General features: G+C 73.6%; 16 protein-coding genes. 8 read left to right on the forward strand and 8 right to left on the reverse strand.

Annotation, left to right across the window (positions count from 1 at the left end; all coding sequences use genetic code 11):
* Positions 1 to 203: 203 nt before the first annotated feature.
* Positions 204 to 773, forward strand: coding sequence for a hypothetical protein (locus ACFYON_RS11025; RefSeq protein WP_355095764.1), 570 nt, complete (start codon positions 204 to 206; stop codon positions 771 to 773).
* 3 nt (positions 774 to 776) lie between these two features.
* Here the strand turns inward: ACFYON_RS11025 and ACFYON_RS11030 are convergent, their stop codons facing one another.
* The 7 genes from ACFYON_RS11030 to ACFYON_RS11060 are packed head-to-tail and all read right to left on the reverse strand — an operon-like array spanning position 777 to position 9,177.
* Entirely contained in the window at positions 777 to 1,376 is a 600-nt protein-coding gene (locus tag ACFYON_RS11030; RefSeq protein WP_354868931.1) for a hypothetical protein, read from the reverse strand.
* A 10-nt stretch (positions 1,377 to 1,386) separates the two neighbouring features.
* The gene (locus ACFYON_RS11035) at positions 1,387 to 2,559 is read right to left on the reverse strand and encodes a M23 family metallopeptidase (protein WP_355095762.1); all 1,173 of its coding nucleotides are present in this window, start codon (positions 2,557 to 2,559) and stop codon (positions 1,387 to 1,389) included.
* Positions 2,556 to 3,116 carry a hypothetical protein gene (locus ACFYON_RS11040; protein ID WP_355095760.1) on the reverse strand — a complete coding sequence of 187 codons (561 nt, stop codon included), beginning with the start codon at positions 3,114 to 3,116 and terminating at the stop codon, positions 2,556 to 2,558. Before ACFYON_RS11040 ends, ACFYON_RS11035 begins: the two co-directional genes overlap by 4 nt.
* Complete coding sequence (locus ACFYON_RS11045) at positions 3,113 to 5,056, reverse strand: MFS transporter (protein WP_355095758.1); 1,944 nt, start codon at positions 5,054 to 5,056, stop codon at positions 3,113 to 3,115. The genes ACFYON_RS11040 and ACFYON_RS11045 overlap by 4 nt, the downstream gene beginning before the upstream one ends.
* A 1-nt stretch (position 5,057) precedes the next feature.
* Positions 5,058 to 8,438, reverse strand: coding sequence for an ATP-binding protein (locus ACFYON_RS11050; protein ID WP_354868921.1), 3,381 nt, complete (start codon positions 8,436 to 8,438; stop codon positions 5,058 to 5,060).
* Positions 8,439 to 8,487: 49 nt separating this feature from the next.
* Positions 8,488 to 8,850: a hypothetical protein gene (locus ACFYON_RS11055; RefSeq protein WP_354868919.1), complete on the reverse strand. Its 363-nt coding sequence runs from the start codon at positions 8,848 to 8,850 to the stop codon at positions 8,488 to 8,490.
* A 12-nt stretch (positions 8,851 to 8,862) separates the two neighbouring features.
* Positions 8,863 to 9,177 (reverse strand): hypothetical protein, encoded by a 315-nt coding sequence (locus ACFYON_RS11060; RefSeq protein ID WP_354868917.1) that lies wholly within the window; start codon positions 9,175 to 9,177, stop codon positions 8,863 to 8,865.
* A 358-nt stretch (positions 9,178 to 9,535) separates the two neighbouring features.
* Between ACFYON_RS11060 and folP the strand changes: the two genes are divergently transcribed.
* The 7 genes from folP (at position 9,536) to ACFYON_RS11095 (ending at position 14,209) form a co-directional block, all read left to right on the forward strand.
* A complete protein-coding gene (gene folP, locus ACFYON_RS11065) occupies positions 9,536 to 10,477 on the forward strand; it encodes a dihydropteroate synthase (protein ID WP_354868914.1) in 942 nt (313 codons plus the stop codon).
* On the forward strand, positions 10,474 to 10,833 hold the full coding sequence (gene folB, locus ACFYON_RS11070; RefSeq protein ID WP_354868911.1) for a dihydroneopterin aldolase: 360 nt from the start codon (positions 10,474 to 10,476) through the stop codon (positions 10,831 to 10,833). Before folP ends, folB begins: the two co-directional genes overlap by 4 nt.
* Entirely contained in the window at positions 10,830 to 11,357 is a 528-nt protein-coding gene (gene folK, locus ACFYON_RS11075; protein WP_354868909.1) for a 2-amino-4-hydroxy-6-hydroxymethyldihydropteridine diphosphokinase, read from the forward strand. Before folB ends, folK begins: the two co-directional genes overlap by 4 nt.
* Before the next feature lie 85 nt (positions 11,358 to 11,442).
* Positions 11,443 to 11,931: a DUF3180 domain-containing protein gene (locus ACFYON_RS11080; protein ID WP_120574102.1), complete on the forward strand. Its 489-nt coding sequence runs from the start codon at positions 11,443 to 11,445 to the stop codon at positions 11,929 to 11,931.
* A 113-nt stretch (positions 11,932 to 12,044) separates the two neighbouring features.
* Positions 12,045 to 13,271 carry an ABC transporter permease gene (locus ACFYON_RS11085; protein ID WP_354868907.1) on the forward strand — a complete coding sequence of 409 codons (1,227 nt, stop codon included), beginning with the start codon at positions 12,045 to 12,047 and terminating at the stop codon, positions 13,269 to 13,271.
* 60 nt (positions 13,272 to 13,331) lie between these two features.
* Complete coding sequence (locus ACFYON_RS11090; RefSeq protein ID WP_269703652.1) at positions 13,332 to 13,634, forward strand: hypothetical protein; 303 nt, start codon at positions 13,332 to 13,334, stop codon at positions 13,632 to 13,634.
* Positions 13,635 to 13,717: 83 nt separating this feature from the next.
* Positions 13,718 to 14,209: a hypothetical protein gene (locus tag ACFYON_RS11095; protein WP_354868904.1), complete on the forward strand. Its 492-nt coding sequence runs from the start codon at positions 13,718 to 13,720 to the stop codon at positions 14,207 to 14,209.
* Between the two features lie 2 nt (positions 14,210 to 14,211).
* Here the strand turns inward: ACFYON_RS11095 and ACFYON_RS11100 are convergent, their stop codons facing one another.
* Complete coding sequence (locus ACFYON_RS11100; RefSeq protein WP_354868902.1) at positions 14,212 to 15,204, reverse strand: ATP-binding cassette domain-containing protein; 993 nt, start codon at positions 15,202 to 15,204, stop codon at positions 14,212 to 14,214.
* Between the last annotated feature and the right edge of the window lies 1 nt (position 15,205).

Consider the following 15,205-nt stretch of genomic DNA (forward strand, 5'->3'; position numbering starts at 1 on the left):
GAGGCCGACATGTCCTCCCCGAGGTGTGACGGTAACCCAGGTGGCGGCCGTCCACCGGGATGTCGGTCGGCGCGGTGAGCTGGTCGGCGGTGAGCAGCCTCACCCCGCCGCCGGGCGGCGTCCGCCCGGCGGTTCGCCACGATCCGCCGGTTCCAGGCATTGGGTACGCGACGCGCAGCCGATAGCCTCAGGAGGTGGAATCAGTGCAGCCCCCCGCCGGTTCCCAGGTGTCCCGAGTACCGGCGCAGCGAACCCCGCCGGAGCAGTTGGCGCCCCCCGCGCCCGCGCCCGCTCCCGCCCCGGTACGCCCCAAGCGCCCGGTGCGCACAGTGCTCGCTGTCGTCGCCGGGGTGCTGGCGTTGCTGTGCACCGTCGGAGCGGTGGTCGGATTCGTGCTGTACGACCGCGCGACCGCCCCGGACCGAAGCGCCCCCGACGTGGTCGTGGCCAACTACATTCGGGCTTACCTGATCGATCGAAACGACACGAGGGCCCAGGAGTTCACCTGTAACGACAGCCAAGGGCTGGGTGGCATTCGAGATCTCAGGGCCGAGCTGGAGCAGCGCGAGGCGACCTTCGGTGTGTCGATCAAGGTGAGCTGGGGGCCATTGCTTCAGACCGAGAATGAATCAGGCGAATCGATTACCACGACGCTCGCTATCGCTAGCTCAAGGGACGGCCAATCGGTGAGCGGCCGTCGAGAGACTTGGCGGTTCGACCTGGCGGATAACAAGGACGGCTGGCGCGTCTGCGGGGCAAGTAAGGTCGGCTGAGACCTACTCCAGCCAGAGCAGGTGCACCGGCACCTCCAACGTGGTCGGTGCCTGCCCACGCCAGGCCCACCGGTACCACTCCAGCTCCGGGGCGACCCGCACGCAGATGTCGCCGTCCGCGCCGGAGTAGGTCTCGGTGACGGCGCGCAGGTCGCGCCGCTCCACGCCGTTGTCCACGTGCACCACGCGCCGCCCGGTCACCGCGTCGGCCTCGAACACCGGCGTGGGCGGCCGGCGTTCCGGCACATCAAGCGAGACCAGCCGGAGGCCCCCGCCGATCGTGCCGGCCACCGGCCGCCGCTCGCCGATGGTCTCCACCCAGACCCGTTCCACGGGCACCAGCGGCGCGAACACCTCCACCTGCTCGGCCTCGGCGCGGTACCACTCGTGTTCCGGGATCACTGGCACGTAGGTGCGGCTGCCCTGCACCACCCGCTCGTCGGCCCGCAGGTCGCCGCGCCAGCCGAGGCCGGGCAGGCCGACCAGCACGCGGCGTCCGCGCAGCTCGGCCCCGCCGGCCGCGGGCACGGTCTCCACCGGCCGGGGCGGCAGCGGCGCCCAGTCCGGGCGGTCGGCGAACGGGTCGGGCAGGGGATTGCTCATCCGCCCGGCCTCACCCGGTCTCACCGAGGGGTGCGCCCCGCTTACGCATGAAGGGCACCGGGTTCTCCGCCCCGTTGCTGGACCGGTCACCGTTGTGGTGCACCTCGAAGTGCAGGTGCGGGCCGGAGGAATTGCCGCTGCTGCCGGAGACCCCGATGACCTCGCCCGCCGCGACTGCCTGGCCCGGCACCACGCGGGGTCGTTCGACCATGTGGCAGTAGCGGGTGATGAACCCGCCGGCGTGCAGGATGTCCACGAACCATCCGCAGCCGCCCTTGTCCGGCCAGCCGTCCCGGTCGCAGTCCCGCCGTCCGGAATTGTCGGGGTCGCAGCGGGCCACCAGCACCCGGCCCGCCGACGCGGCGTGGATCGGGGTGCCCTTGGCCGCGGCCAGGTCCACACCCTGGTGGCTGGGACGGGCGGTGGTGCGGAAGCCGGAGATCACGCCGCCGGGCAGCGGGGCGGTCCAGCCGGAGGCGGCGATCCGGTCTCCGGCGGCGGCGTCGCACACCGCCTTGCCGGCGATCTCGACGGTGCGGGCGGCGCCTCCGGCGAGTTCGTCGACGATGCGTCCGGCCAACTCCTCGTGCTTGGCGTAGGCGTCGGGGTAGGCGCTGACCTGGACCTGCTGGGCCACGACCGTGAGCGGGCGCTGCTGCCAGTTCGGCACCTTCTCCATCTTCTGGTAGAACTTGCGGGCCGCGTACGAGGGCGTCATCCGCTGCTCGACGCTGCCCCACCCGGGCCGCTGCTGGAACAGGCCGAGCGAGTCGTGGTCGGCGCCCACTCCCTCGTGTGGCAGCGCGAGCGACGCCGGGACGGTGGTGTTGGCGAGGTTGCGCAGCGCTGATTCCTGCATCGCGGTGGCCAGCGCGATCACCCAGCCGCGGGCAGGGAGTTTCATGTCCTGGCCGACCTTGATGATGACCGCGGCGTTGCGTAGCTGGCGCTCGCCGTACTCGGCGAGGCGCGGCATGTCCCCGGTCAGGTTCACCTGGTAGGCCGGGTCGCAGTTCAGGGCCGCGAGCTTCGGGTCGTCCTCGTCGCCGCCCAGTTCGGTGAGGAGGAAGGCGCCGGCGCCACCGACGCAGCAGAGCAGGGCGAGCACGCTCGTCACGGCGGCGGCGACCACGCCGAGGCGCAGCTTCCGGCGGACCTCTCCGGCGGCCGGGCCGGCGGTCACGACCGCTCCCAGTCGACCGCGTCCACCAGCCAGGGCCCGTCCGGTGCGACGAGTTCGAGCCGGAGCGTGCCGTTGTCGAGCGGAACCAGCGCCTCCACGAAGGACTCGGTGCGGGGCCGGAGCGTCGGGGCGCCTGTCACCTTCCGCGCGGGCACCGTCTCCGGGTCGGCGCCCGTCATCTTCTCGACCAGCGCCGGGGTGGACAGTGGCCGCAGGCGGGCCTGCCAGGCGTCGCCGCTGCTGCCCGGCCCGCTCAGCCACGCCGTGGTGAACCGCCCGGCTATCTGCTCCGGGGTGGCCTCGCCCGGCCGGACCTTGGGTGCGACAGCGGCGGGCGGGCTGGACAGCACGCCGTCGTCACCGACCGCCGGGTCGGCCGTGCTGACCGGCTGGGTGGGGCGGCTGGTCAGACCGGGGCCGGCGTCGCCCGGCCCGGCGACCAGACGGGCCGCGCCGATCACCCCGAACACCAGCACGGCGATCACCAGGGCGACACCGATCCGGGACCGGAGAACCCGGGTGAAGAGGAATTCCAGCGCCCGCCGCACCGGACTCACCGGGCCTCGGAGCGGATGCGCGGCGCCGGCCGGGCCGGGGAGGTGCCGCGGCCCGCCGAGTCCGGCCGGTAGACGGCGTAGGAGGGTGACTCCTCCGGCACGTCCGGCTCGGTCCAGGTCGACGGCGCGCGTCGAGGCCGGGGCGTGGCGGTGGGACGCCCGCCCGGTCGCCCGGTCGCGGGCGGCTCCTCCGGCCGTTCCCGTCCGTCCGGCCGTTCCCGCTCGGCGGGTGTGGCGCTGTGCGCCGGATCCTCGTGCCGGGCCTCCGGCCGGAGGCTGCGCTGGTCGGCCGTGACGGTGCGGCGCTTGCCGATCGCCGGCTCGTTGGTGCCGCCGGGCTCGGCCACGTCCAGCCGGGCGGCGATACGCATGTCCCGGAAGAACCGGCGGTGCCAGGACCCGGCCGAGCTGACCGCCTCGCTGCTGTCCTTGCCGCCGAGCTGGGTGATCCGGCGGTACGGGCGCAGCAGCAACCAGCCGACCACCCCGCAGAGCCAGACCAGGACCACCTGGAGCCAGCCGGGCAGCGTGGCGGTGTTCATGATCAGGTCGACGGCGAAGAGGTAGATGGCCGCGCCGGTGCCGAAGATGGCGATGTTGAAGACGGCGGCGACCACCGCGTTCGCCAGCCGCCGGAGGCCGGCACTGGCCGGGCGCATCAGGCCGACAGTGCCGAGGATCGGCGCGGCGATCACCGCCCAGCGGAAGATCAGGAAGCCGAGCAGCACCAGCAGCGACGCGGTGAGGTCGAACATGGCGAACAGCACCGAGGCCAGCACCGCGATGAATCCGGCACCGATCCGGTCCATGTCCCGGGTGCCCTGAAGGTACTCGTACGCCTCCGGATCCTCGGTCTTGATCTGCTCGGCTACCTTGGCCCACTGCTGCTGCTTGCCCTTGATGACGACGTCGCGGGTGGCCGGGTTGGACCGGATCGACTCCGCCTCGTCCCAAGTGAGCGACTTCGCGTCGTAGAGCGCTTCGCCGTACTTCTTCGCGGTCTCGCTGTCCGCCGAGCCGAGCACACCGCGCAGCCAGTTGCGGTAGAGCATCGTCTCGGTCGCCGTGTCGCTGGCGCGTACGGCTGGGGGACGGTGGTCCTTGCACGCTTGCGGACTCGGGTCGTCGCACTGGCCTGGCGGCGTGTCCTTGGTGGAAGGGCCGACCGCGTCGTGCACCACGCCCAGCGTGGTGATCAGTGTGCTGTCGGCGATGTTCGCGGACTTGACCGGCCAGGCGGCCAGCGCGGTCACCGCCACCATCACCAGCAGCGCCCAGCCGGCCGTGGTCATCGCGTTGCTCATGTCCGACTGGCGGGACCGCCAGAGCAGGTAGAGACCGACCACGCAGACGGTGATGATGCCGAAGACGCTGAACACCTTCTGGTAGACGGCCTTCGTGGCCTGATCCACCAGCGGATCGGCCCAACTCCACATCGTCCGCGGATCCCAGGCGCGCTCGCGCAGCGCGTTGGAGGCCCCGATCACCGCGTTGGCGAACATGAACTCGCCGTTGGCGACCATCGTGGTGAAACGGTAGTCCGGATGCAGCACCGAGGAGGCGCAGCCGCCGTCGATGTCGTACGTGTTGTAGCTGTATCCCGAGTACCCGTAGCGGCTGTAGAGGCCACTCGGGCCGGGCTCCTTCGCCGAGTCGGGCCGGGACGCGAACCAGCCGGCCAGGCCCGAGTCCGGCGCGGCGGGCACCGGCGCGTTGCGGCACTCGACCTGGTCCTCGCTGACGGCCTTGAGCTTGCCGACGCAGGACCGGAAGTCCGCCTGCCACTCCTTGGTGCTGCACAGCTCGGCGCGCGCCTGGGCGACCGGCGCGGCGGCGTACGCGGGTGTCGCCGCCCCGATCACCGGCCAGGAGATCGTGGCCCCGGCGAGTACGCCGAGCGCGAGGAGGAGCGCCGCGATCCGTGCCCGGGCCCTCGCCATGTCACGCCTCCAGATCAGCCAGGACGGTCGGCAGTATCCCGGCGGCCTGGGCGGCCGCGGCGGGGGTGGTGTCCAGGTGTTCCAGCAGCCCGTCGACGTACGACACGTCGACCCGGACCTTCTGCACGCGGCCGTCGACGTCGCGCATGACGAACTCGCGGAAGCCGAGCCGGTTGGCCGACCCGCTGTCGGCCTGGGAGAGCGAGGCGAGTGTCGCCTCGTACCCGTCGTCGACAGGCACCCGCAGCAGGCGCAGCGCCTCGGAGGCGATCTCGCTGTCCTCGGCGATCCGGCCGACGAAGACGGTGGAGACGAGGTTCTGCACGTCGAGGCCGAGGATGTCCTTCGGGTTCTGCGAGGCGACCAGCGCGGCCAGGTTCCACTTGCGGGAGTCGCGGGCGAGCCGGACCAGGAACGACCGGCCGGAGCGCCAGCCCTCCATGAAGTGCGCCTCGTCGAGACCGACCAGCTTCCGGGAGGACATCGACCCGCCGTAGCAGCGGCGTACCGCGAGCCGGTGCGCGGTGTGCAGCATCGGCAGCGCCAGGGCCTCCTCAGCCGACCAGTACTCCCGCTCGATCTTGAGGTCGGGGAGCCGCAGGCCGGCCATGGTGATGACGGTGAGCGCGGCGTCGGCGCCGAGCAGCCCTTCCGGCGGCCGGCCGAAGAAGAGCATGGCCAGCGGCATCTCGGCGGTGTCGAGCAGCAGGTGGGCCAGCTCGCGGCCGGCGTCGTCGTCGAGCCCTTGCAGGCAGGTGACCACGTCGTCGAGCGTGGAGGTCTCCTCGGCGGGCACCTGGCGTACGGCGTGCCGGAACAGCGTGGCGGTGGACGCCTCCCGGGCCACCTGCGGCGGCACCAGCATCATGCAGATGTCCTGCACCAGCATCCGGCGCTCGGCGCGGGCGTTCGACACGGCGATCTCGAACTCGCGGTCGCCCGCCGCGCCGCCGGCGAACTCGCTGCGCAGTGGCGTCGGGATCAGCGCGTACGGCGCCAGCGTGCCCTGCTCCGAGCCGGTCAGGTTGAGCACCCGGGAGTACGGGGCCAGCTCGGGCATGGCGCAGAGCCGGGCCAGCGGGCCGGACGGGTCGAGCAGCGTCACCTGCACGCCACGGCGCGCGGCCAGGTAGCCGAGCGCGCCGAGCAGCGTCGACTTGCCACCACCGGGCTCGGCGACGAAGACGGCGAGGCCGGAGCGCTCGCGTACCTCCATCGGGAAGTGCAGGTCGAGGAAGACCGGCCGGCGGCAGGTGCCGGCGGTGCGCCCGATCAGGTCGCCGCGCCGGTCGCCGACGGTGGACGCGGCCTGCGGCAGCGCGGCGGCGAGCAGGTTGACGGGCATCCGCCGGACGTAGCCGGTGTTGGCGATCGGCTCGCCGGGGATGAACTCGCGGGCCAGCCAGTCCTGGTTCTTCGGGTGCTGGAGCGAGATCCGCAGCTCGCGGGAGTAGAGCTGGATGAGCCGCCGGGCCCTCTCCAGGCACTCCTCCCGGGTCCGGCCGCCGACCGCGACCCGGTGCCAGCCGTGTGCCCGGGCCGAGTCGACGGGCAGACCGGTGGTCATCTCGTCGCCGATCACCAGCGCGCGCTTGGCCAGTCGTTCCAGCTCCGGTGGCGCGTCGATGCCGTGCTCGGCGTAGTCGAGCTGCTGGGAGCGGATCATCCGGAGGCGGTGTTCGAGGTTCCGGAAGGAGTCGTTGGGGCCGAGGATGTCGACCCGGGTGGACAGCTCCATCGGCCACGGCAGCCGCTCGTGGAAGTGCAGCCAGGGCTCGTGCCGCTCGGGGATCTCCAGCGGCTCCATCCGGCCGACAGCGAGCACCGCGACGTGGCGCTCCTCGCCGGTCATCCGGTTGACCAGCTTCACTGTCGAGCCGTACGGGGTGCGGTAGCGCTCGACCTGCTCGGTGAGGGCCAGCAGGTCGCCGCGTTCCCACCGGCCGTTCGTGATGGGGGAGAGCACGCCGGGCGGTGCCATGCACAGCGCCACCGAGCGGTAGAGCAGCCATTCCAGCTCGGGCGCGCTGACCCGCCGCCCGCGCATGCCGAACGCGCCGAGGACCTCGTCGAACTGCTCGACGGTACGGCTCAGCCGGCGCCGTTCGCCGTCGGCGGTGCCCCGGCCGAACGTACGCAGCAGTCGCTCGGTGAGCGAGTCGCCGAGTGACCGGCGGGCGAACGTGACACCGAGGTAGGTCTGGCCCTCGGCGTGGTTGACCGCCATCAGGTGCCGTTGGGCGGCGACCAGGTGGTCGGCCCAGCCGGTGGTGCCCGGCACGTCGGGCAGCGGTGCGGCGGTGTGCGCGTCGATGGTGCGGGCCCACTCGTCGGCCGGGAAGGGCCGGGTGGTCCGGCGCAGGTGCAGCCGGAACCCGGCGAGGCCGGCGTACTGCTCGGAGATCGCCGAGAGCAGCGCCTCGCGTTCCGCGTCCGGCCGGAACGCCCACCGCACCTCGGGCAGCCAGTACCAGGCGGTGACCGTGTTGGGGGTGAAGGTGAGGTGGCCGGCGATCTCGGTGATGGCCAGCTCGACCGACGGGTCCCGGTCGCCGAACTTGATCTTCGGGGCGCGGACCCGGGCCGGTTTGGCCGGCCGGTTGCGGCGTTCCGGCGTGCGTTGCCGGGGTGGCGTCACCTCGCGGTGCGCCGGACGACCCACCTCGCGTGACGGTGCCGCGCCGGCCGCGATCGTCTCCGCCGGGGCGAGGTCCGCTTCCCGGTACTCGGCCGGGGCGGGCACGGGTGGCGCGGGGATCTGCGGGGGCGGCGGCAGCGCCGGCTCCGGTTCGGCCGGGGGCCGGAGCACGGGCAGCCGGTCACCGGCCTGCTGCGGCACCCGGCTCCGGGAGGGCGGCGGCGGCGCGAGCACGGCGGGCGGTTCGGGCAGGGACGGCTCGACCGGTAGCGGCGCGGCGTGTGCGGGCTCGGGCCGGGGGCGAAGGACCGCGCGTACCCCGGGGGTCTGCTCGCGGACTGGTGGCTCCGGTGCGGCCCGGGGCGCCGGCTCGACCGGCACGGCGGGCTGGTGCGGGATCGGCAGGGGCTCGCGGCCGACGCCGCGGCGTGGTGGTGCCACCACCGGCTCGACCGGCGTGGGCGGCGCGGACGCGGCGGGTCGCCGCCGGGGCTGCGCGCCGCCGAACAGGTCGAGGAAGGGCGAGTCGATGTCGCCGTCGGGGCGTACCGGCTCACGCGGGGTGATCGGGCGTGGCGGCTGGAAGACACCGACGCGGCCGTGCCCGGGGCTGGTGACGAGCGCGCTGTCCAGGACCACCTCGTCCAGATCCTCGTCCGGCGGGTAGTCGAGTGATCGCGCACGGTTACCGTTGGGCCCGGCCGGGCGCCCGGCCGGGGAACCCGGCGTGGAAGAGCGACTCATGCGACCGCCTCACCCGCGTCGTTCGTCTGCACGGTTGTCGTACGCCCAGTCATGCCAGTTCCTCCCGGATCCTGATCCGGCTCGCGACGAGCCGCGGATCCCGCTGCTCGGTGGCCGGTTCCCGGGTGCGTCGCCAGTCGGTCAGCGCGGTCCGGATGACCATGCGCGCGGGCCGGTCCGGGTCGACGTACCGGAAGATGAACGAGGTCGTCACGATCGCCAGCGAGATCTCCCAGGCGGGGAACAGCTCGACTTGGAGCGTGAGCAACCAGTGGATGAACATGTAGAGGGGTACGAGCAGCATGAACAGGCCGTACTGGGCGTACGGCAGGTGGACGGGAAGGGTGTACCCGGGCGGCCCCAGGTAGACGAGGCGTGCCCGGTAGATGTCGTCGTCGGTGCGCAGCCGCATCGTCGCCCGCGCCTATTCGAAGATCAGGTTGATCAGGTAGTCGCCGACGAAGAAGAGTGTTGCCGCCCCGGCGATGAAGGCCAGGCCGATGATGGCGATGGCCGAGCTGGTCAGGACCTTGGAGATCTCACCCCGGCTGGCCCGGCCGATGAAGATCACCCCGAGGACGGCCAGCAGGATCGGCGCGACCTTGCTGGCGAAGAAGGTGACGACGTTGTCGGTGTCGATGCCCTTCGGGGCCGGCTCGGCGAGTGGAGTCGACGCCAGGGTGTGGAGCGCGTGGTCCACGGCACTGGACGCCGTTGCCATGAGCTCGATGGCGATCACTGGAAAACCTCCCCAAGGTCGCGGCCGGCGGCGCCGCGTTGGTGCAAGTAGGCAAGCCTGGCGGGATGGTGCTCGTCAGAGACAGCGCCGTCAACGCTGAGTCCGTCACCCATCACGTAGAGTGGTGAGTTTTGGGGGGATTCTTCCCGCTTCGGCCCTCCCTCCAGGCTTCGCCATCTCCATGCTGGGCAATTCCAAAGCGTACGGCCCGCCCACCATTGCGACAAGCCGCGAAGACTCGACCTCCGAAGGCCCGGATGTCCGATCGTACACCTGTTCCAATGCGCACGTCAGGGGTGCCACGTTCCGCGTTCGCCCGGTGGCCGGAAGCCCTGGCGGCGAACGGTACTGTCGGGCCGTGACCGATCTGGTACGGGCGGAGAACCCGGTGGTGATGGGCGTCCTCAACGTCACGCCCGACTCCTTCTCCGACGGCGGCAGATACGCCGATCTGGACGCGGCCGTCGCACACGGGGTGCGACTGCGCGGCGACGGCGCGGACCTGATCGACGTGGGCGGCGAGTCCACCCGGCCCGGCGCCGACCGGGTCGACCCGGAGACGGAGACCGCCCGGGTGCTGCCGGTGGTCCGCGAGCTGAGCGCCGCCGACATCCTCGTCAGCATCGACACCAGCCGCGCCCGGGTCGCCGAGGCGGTGCTCGCCGCCGGCGCGTACGCGGTCAACGACGTCTCCGGCGGCCTCGCCGATCCGGACATGGCCCGGGTGGTCCGCGACGCGGGCTGCCCCTGGGTGCTCATGCACTGGCGGGGGCACTCCCGAGGGATGCGCGAGCTGGCCACGTACACCGACGTGGTGGCCGACGTCCGGGACGAGCTGAGCCGCCGCGTCGACGCCGCGCTCGCCGCCGGGGTGGCCGCCGACCGGATCATCGTCGACCCGGGCCTGGGCTTCGCCAAGACCGCCGCGCACAACTGGGCGCTCAGCGCCCGCCTTCCCGAGCTGGTCGAGCTGGGCTTCCCGGTGCTGTTCGGGGCCAGCCGCAAGTCCTACCTGGGCCGGCTGCTCGCCGACCCGGCGGGCGAACCCCGGCCCACCGCCGGACGGGAGGCCGCGACCGTCGCCACGAGCGTGCTCGCCGTCGCGGCCGGCGCCTGGGGGGTACGCGTGCACGACGTCCGCGGCACCGCCGACGCGCTCGCCGTCTGGCGGGCCACCGGCAGCCCTCGGCTCGCCACCGCGACCGGCACCCGGCGTGCGACAGCGTGGCGGACCGAAACGGCCACGGGCGGCACGCGGCCGGCCGAAACGGCCACCGGCCCGAGCGGAGGCGACAGGTGACCGACCGGATCGAGCTGACCGGCCTGCGCGCGCACGGCCGACACGGCGTCTACGACTTCGAGCGCGCGCAGGGGCAGGAGTTCGTGGTCGACGCGGTGCTCGAACTGGACCTCGGCCCGGCCGCCGGATCGGACCAGGTGACCGACACCGTGCACTACGGCGAGCTGGCCGACCGTCTGGTCGCGGTCATCACCGGTGAGCCGGTGAACCTGATCGAGACACTCGCCGACCGGCTGCTCGCGGTCTGCCTGGCCGAGCCGCTGGTGGACGCCGCGACGGTGACCGTGCACAAGCCCGAGGCCCCGATCCCGCACGCCTTCCGGGACGTGGCCGTCACGATGCGGCGTACCAGGTGACCCGGGCCGTGCTGTCGATCGGCAGCAACCTGGGCGACCGCCTCGGCCACCTGCGTGGCGCGGTGGCCGCGCTCGGCGACCGGGTGCTGCTGGCCTCCGGCGTCTACGAGACTCCACCGTGGGGGGACGCCGACCAGCCCGCGTACCTGAACGCGGTGGTGATGGTCGCGGACCCGGCGGCGGCGCCGGAGGACTGGCTGGCCCGCGCCCGGGCCGCGGAGGCGGCGGCCGGGCGCGACCGCGACCCGCGACGACGGTACGGGCCGCGCACGCTGGACGTGGACGTGATCGCGGTCTGGGACGACGCCGGCGAGCCGGTGCTCCGCGAGGACCCCGAGCTGACCGTGCCGCACCCCCGGGCCCACCTGCGCGCCTTCGTGCTGCGCCCGTGGATCGACATCGAGCCGCACGGCCGGCTGCCCGGGCACGGCTGGCTGACCGACCTGCTCAACGCCGAGCCGCTGGCCGGGGACGCCCTGGAACTGAGCCCTCGGCCCGATCTGACGCTAGAGTCGGAAACATGACCCGCTGGAGTGCGGCCCCGCCGTCGCGAGCCGAGGAGGCGCGGTGAGCACCGCGCGCTCCCCGCAGGGGCCCGACCGCTTCCGGATGGGTCCGACCCGGGCCTCCACCCTGGTGGTGGCCGGCCTGGCCGCCGCCGCGGTGGCCTGGCTGCTGATCAGCGGCTTCTACTACGACTTCGCGCCCGACCTGCCCTGGCTGCCGGTGATCACGCTGGCCGGGCTGGCCGTGCTGGAGGGCTACGCGGCGGTCAACACCCGGGGCCGGATCGAGCGGCGGCCCGGCCGGGAGCCGGTGAACCCGCTGCTGGTGGCCCGGTTCGTGGTGCTGGCCAAGGCGTCCGCGCTGGCCGGTGCCATCTTCGCCGGCTTCTACGCCGGGCTGACCGGCTGGCTGTTCGTGGAGCGCACGAACGCGGCGGTGGGCGACCGGCCCGCCGCGCTCGGCGGCCTGATCGCCGCGCTCGCGCTGGTCGCGGCCGCGCTCTGGCTGGAACGCTCCTGCCGGGTCCCGGAGCAGGAGGACGACGAGGACCGGGAGCCGGGCGACCGGGAGACGCCCCGCGGCCGTCTCTGAGGGTTCCCCCCACCCCGGCCCGGCGGTACCGTCCCTGGCGACCGGAGAGCGACGGCCGCCACCGGTCCGCCCGCCCGTGGGCCGGACGCGGCCACCTGGGGAGGCGCAAGCCAATGGCGTACGACGATGCGGGCCGGACAGCGCCGCCGGAGACGTCGTCCGGGGTGCCCGCTGCCGTGCTGGAGAACGTCTTCGACGACCCGGCGCACGGCGAGCCCGGCCGGGACCGGATCGCGGTGCACGTGCTCTGGGAGTTCGTGCTGCTGGCCGCGCTGGTCGCGATGGCCTGGCTGCTCTGGCGGGAGGACTCGGACGCGCTGCACGGCACCGCCCTGAAGACGCTGCTCGTCGACGTGGCCGCGCTCGGCCTGTTCACCCTCGGAGCCGGCCTGAGCCTGCGGGCGGGCGCGGTGAACCTGGCGGTCGGCCCGGTCGCGCTGGCCTCCGCGCTGCACTTCGCCGAGCAGGGCGACCGGGGCGTGCGGGAGGCGCTGCTGCCGGCCCTCGGGGTGGCGGCGGCGGCCGGGCTGGCGCTCGCCCTGGCCGTCGTGGTGCTGCACGTGCCCGGCTGGGCGGCGAGCCTGGCCGGGGCGGCCGGCGTGATCGTCTACCTGGAACGGCGGACCGGTCCGATCACCGTGCAGGGGGACTACGACCCCCGCCGCAGCGCGCTGTACTTCTTCGTCGGCTTCGCCGCGGTGGCCGTCCTCGGCGGCCTGTTCGCCGCGATGAAGCCGGTACGCCGGCTGATCGGCCGGTTCCGGCCGGTCGCCGACCCGGCCCGGCGGCGCGGCGCGGTGGCCGCCACGGTGACCGCGCTGGCGCTCGTCGGGTCCACCGTGCTGGCGATGCTCGCCGGCGTGCTGATCGCGGCGAACGGGGACGGTCAGGTCGCGCCCGGCACCGGACTGGACTGGACCGTACTGGCGATCGGCACGGCGATGCTCGCTGGCACCAGCGCCTACGGGCGGCGCGGCGGCATCTTCGGCACCCTGTTCGCGGTCTGCCTGGTGGTGGTGTTCCTGGCCTGGACCGTGCCGTACGGCTGGACGATCAGCCGGTGGGCGCTCGGCGGTGCCGTGCTCGGCGTCGGCCTGCTCGTCACCCGGCTGGTCGAGACGTTCGGCCGGCCGCGACCGGCGGCATCGGTCGGGCCCGTCCCGGTCCGCTCGGCCCGGGACGGCGCGTCGAGCGGCGGCTGGACGATGACCCCGGCGCCCCAGCCGGGCGACACCTGGCCGTCGGTGCTGCCGGTACGCGAGCACGACACCCCGGTGGAGGCCTGGGAGGCCCCGCGCTGGGACAGCGAACCCCGGCGCTGGGACGCCGACGACCGCTGACCCGGCGGTGGCCGTGCGTCACGCACGCCGGGACTGATCTCTGCGGTTAGGCTCGGCGGCATGACCGATACTCCTGCCCCCGGCGGCCGCACCTTCGACGAGCTCGACAAGCTCTCCACCGAGGAACTGCGCGAGCAGGCGTTCAACCTGGCGCGCGAGCGCCGCGACGTGGGCTTCTTCTGGTCGGTCCTGCGGCACCTGCCGAACGCCGACGAGGCCGCCGCGCTGGACGGGGCGCCGAACTCGATCGGCCCGACCATCGACGAGGCGAACGCGCTCTGGCGTGAGCTGACCGGGCACGGCTACGACGAGTCCGCGCCACTGCTGCGCGCCGCCTTCATCGACTACCTGATGAAGCACTGAGGTCGATGACGGCCCGCCGGCCGACGCCGGCCGCCCGCCTACGCAGGTTTGCCCGGCGGGACCGGCCGGGAACTGACCGTCGCATGGCTCTGAGCAACCGCCCTCGTACCGTCTCCCGGTACGGCACGGCCGCCGGCACCGGGATGCTCGCCGCGTTCCTGCTCGTCGCCGTCGGCGGCAGCCCGATGTACGTGGACTGGGCGCAGCGCGGCACCGACCCGACCGGGGCCGGTGGCTGGTTCCTGCGGCTGCTCGCCTGGCCGTCCTGGCGGTGGCAGGCCGACGAGGGCGTGTTCGCCACCAATCTGCGGGCGATCCTGCTCCTCGTGCTGGCCGCGGTGCTGCTCTACCTGTTGCCCGGCCCGCAGGTCGACCGGGTGACGTCCTCGGGCAGCCAGTTCCTCTCCGGCTGGGGCGCGTACGCGCTCGCCGCCGGGCTCAGTGCCCTGCTCGCCACGCTCCTCGGCCCGCACGGCTCGCTGTATGCCTCGTTCCAGGCGGCCAGCACCGGCGTCACGTACGGCTTCTTCGCCGGCTGGATCGTCGGCCTGGCCAGCCTCGGCGGCCGGGCCTGAGGTCAGTCCACAGCGCCCAGCGTCAGCACCCTGGTGCGGGCGAGCAGCCCCACCGCCCGGCCCTCCTCGGTGACCACGGCGTGCTCGGCGCCGGAGGTGAGCAGCGCGCCGAGCGCGTCGTACGCCGAGTCGCCGAGCGCCACGGTGGGCAGGCCGGCGCCGCCGTCGGCCGGGAGCGGGTCGAGCACCGCGTGGGTCACCGGGGTGACAGCGAGCCGCCGGATGCCCCGGTCGGCGCCGACGAACTCGCGGACGAAGTCCGAGGCGGGCGAGCCGAGCAGCGCGGCGGGCGTGTCGTACTGCTCCAGCCGGCCGCCCTCGGAGAGCACCGCGATCCGGTCGCCCAGCCGGACCGCCTCGTCGAGGTCGTGGGTGACCAGCACGATCGTCTTGCGTACCTCGGCCTGCAACCGCAGGAACTCCTCCTGCAGGCGGGCCCGGACGATCGGGTCCACCGCCGAGAACGGCTCGTCCATCAGCAGCACCACCGGATCGGCGGCCAGCGCCCGGGCTACGCCGACGCGCTGCCGCTGCCCGCCGGAGAGCTCGTGCGGGTACCGCCGGCCGAACTGCGCCGGGTCGAGACCGACGAGTTCCAGCAGCTCGCCGACCCGGGCCCGGGTCCGTTGCTTCGGCCAGCCGAGCAGCCCCGGCACGGTCGCCACGTTCGCGGCGACGGTCTGGTGCGGGAAGAGGCCGACGTTCTGGATGACGTAGCCGATGCGGCGGCGCAGCGCCACCGGATCGACCCGGGTGACGTCGTCGTCGCCGAGCAGGATCCGCCCGTCGGTCGGCTCGATCAGCCGGTTGACCATCCGCAGCACCGTCGACTTGCCGCAGCCGGACGGGCCGATCAGCACCACCAGCTCACCGGCGGTGACCTGCAGGCTCAGCTCGCGTACCGCCTCGGTGCCGTCCGGGTAGCGCTTGCGGATGCGCTCCAGCGTGATCGACGCCGCGCCGCCTCCGGCGGCCCTGCCCGGGGTACCGTCCACG

Origin of the sequence: Micromonospora sp. NPDC005686, assembly GCF_042871665.1 — a bacterium.
In the GTDB taxonomy this organism is placed as follows: domain Bacteria; phylum Actinomycetota; class Actinomycetes; order Mycobacteriales; family Micromonosporaceae; genus Micromonospora.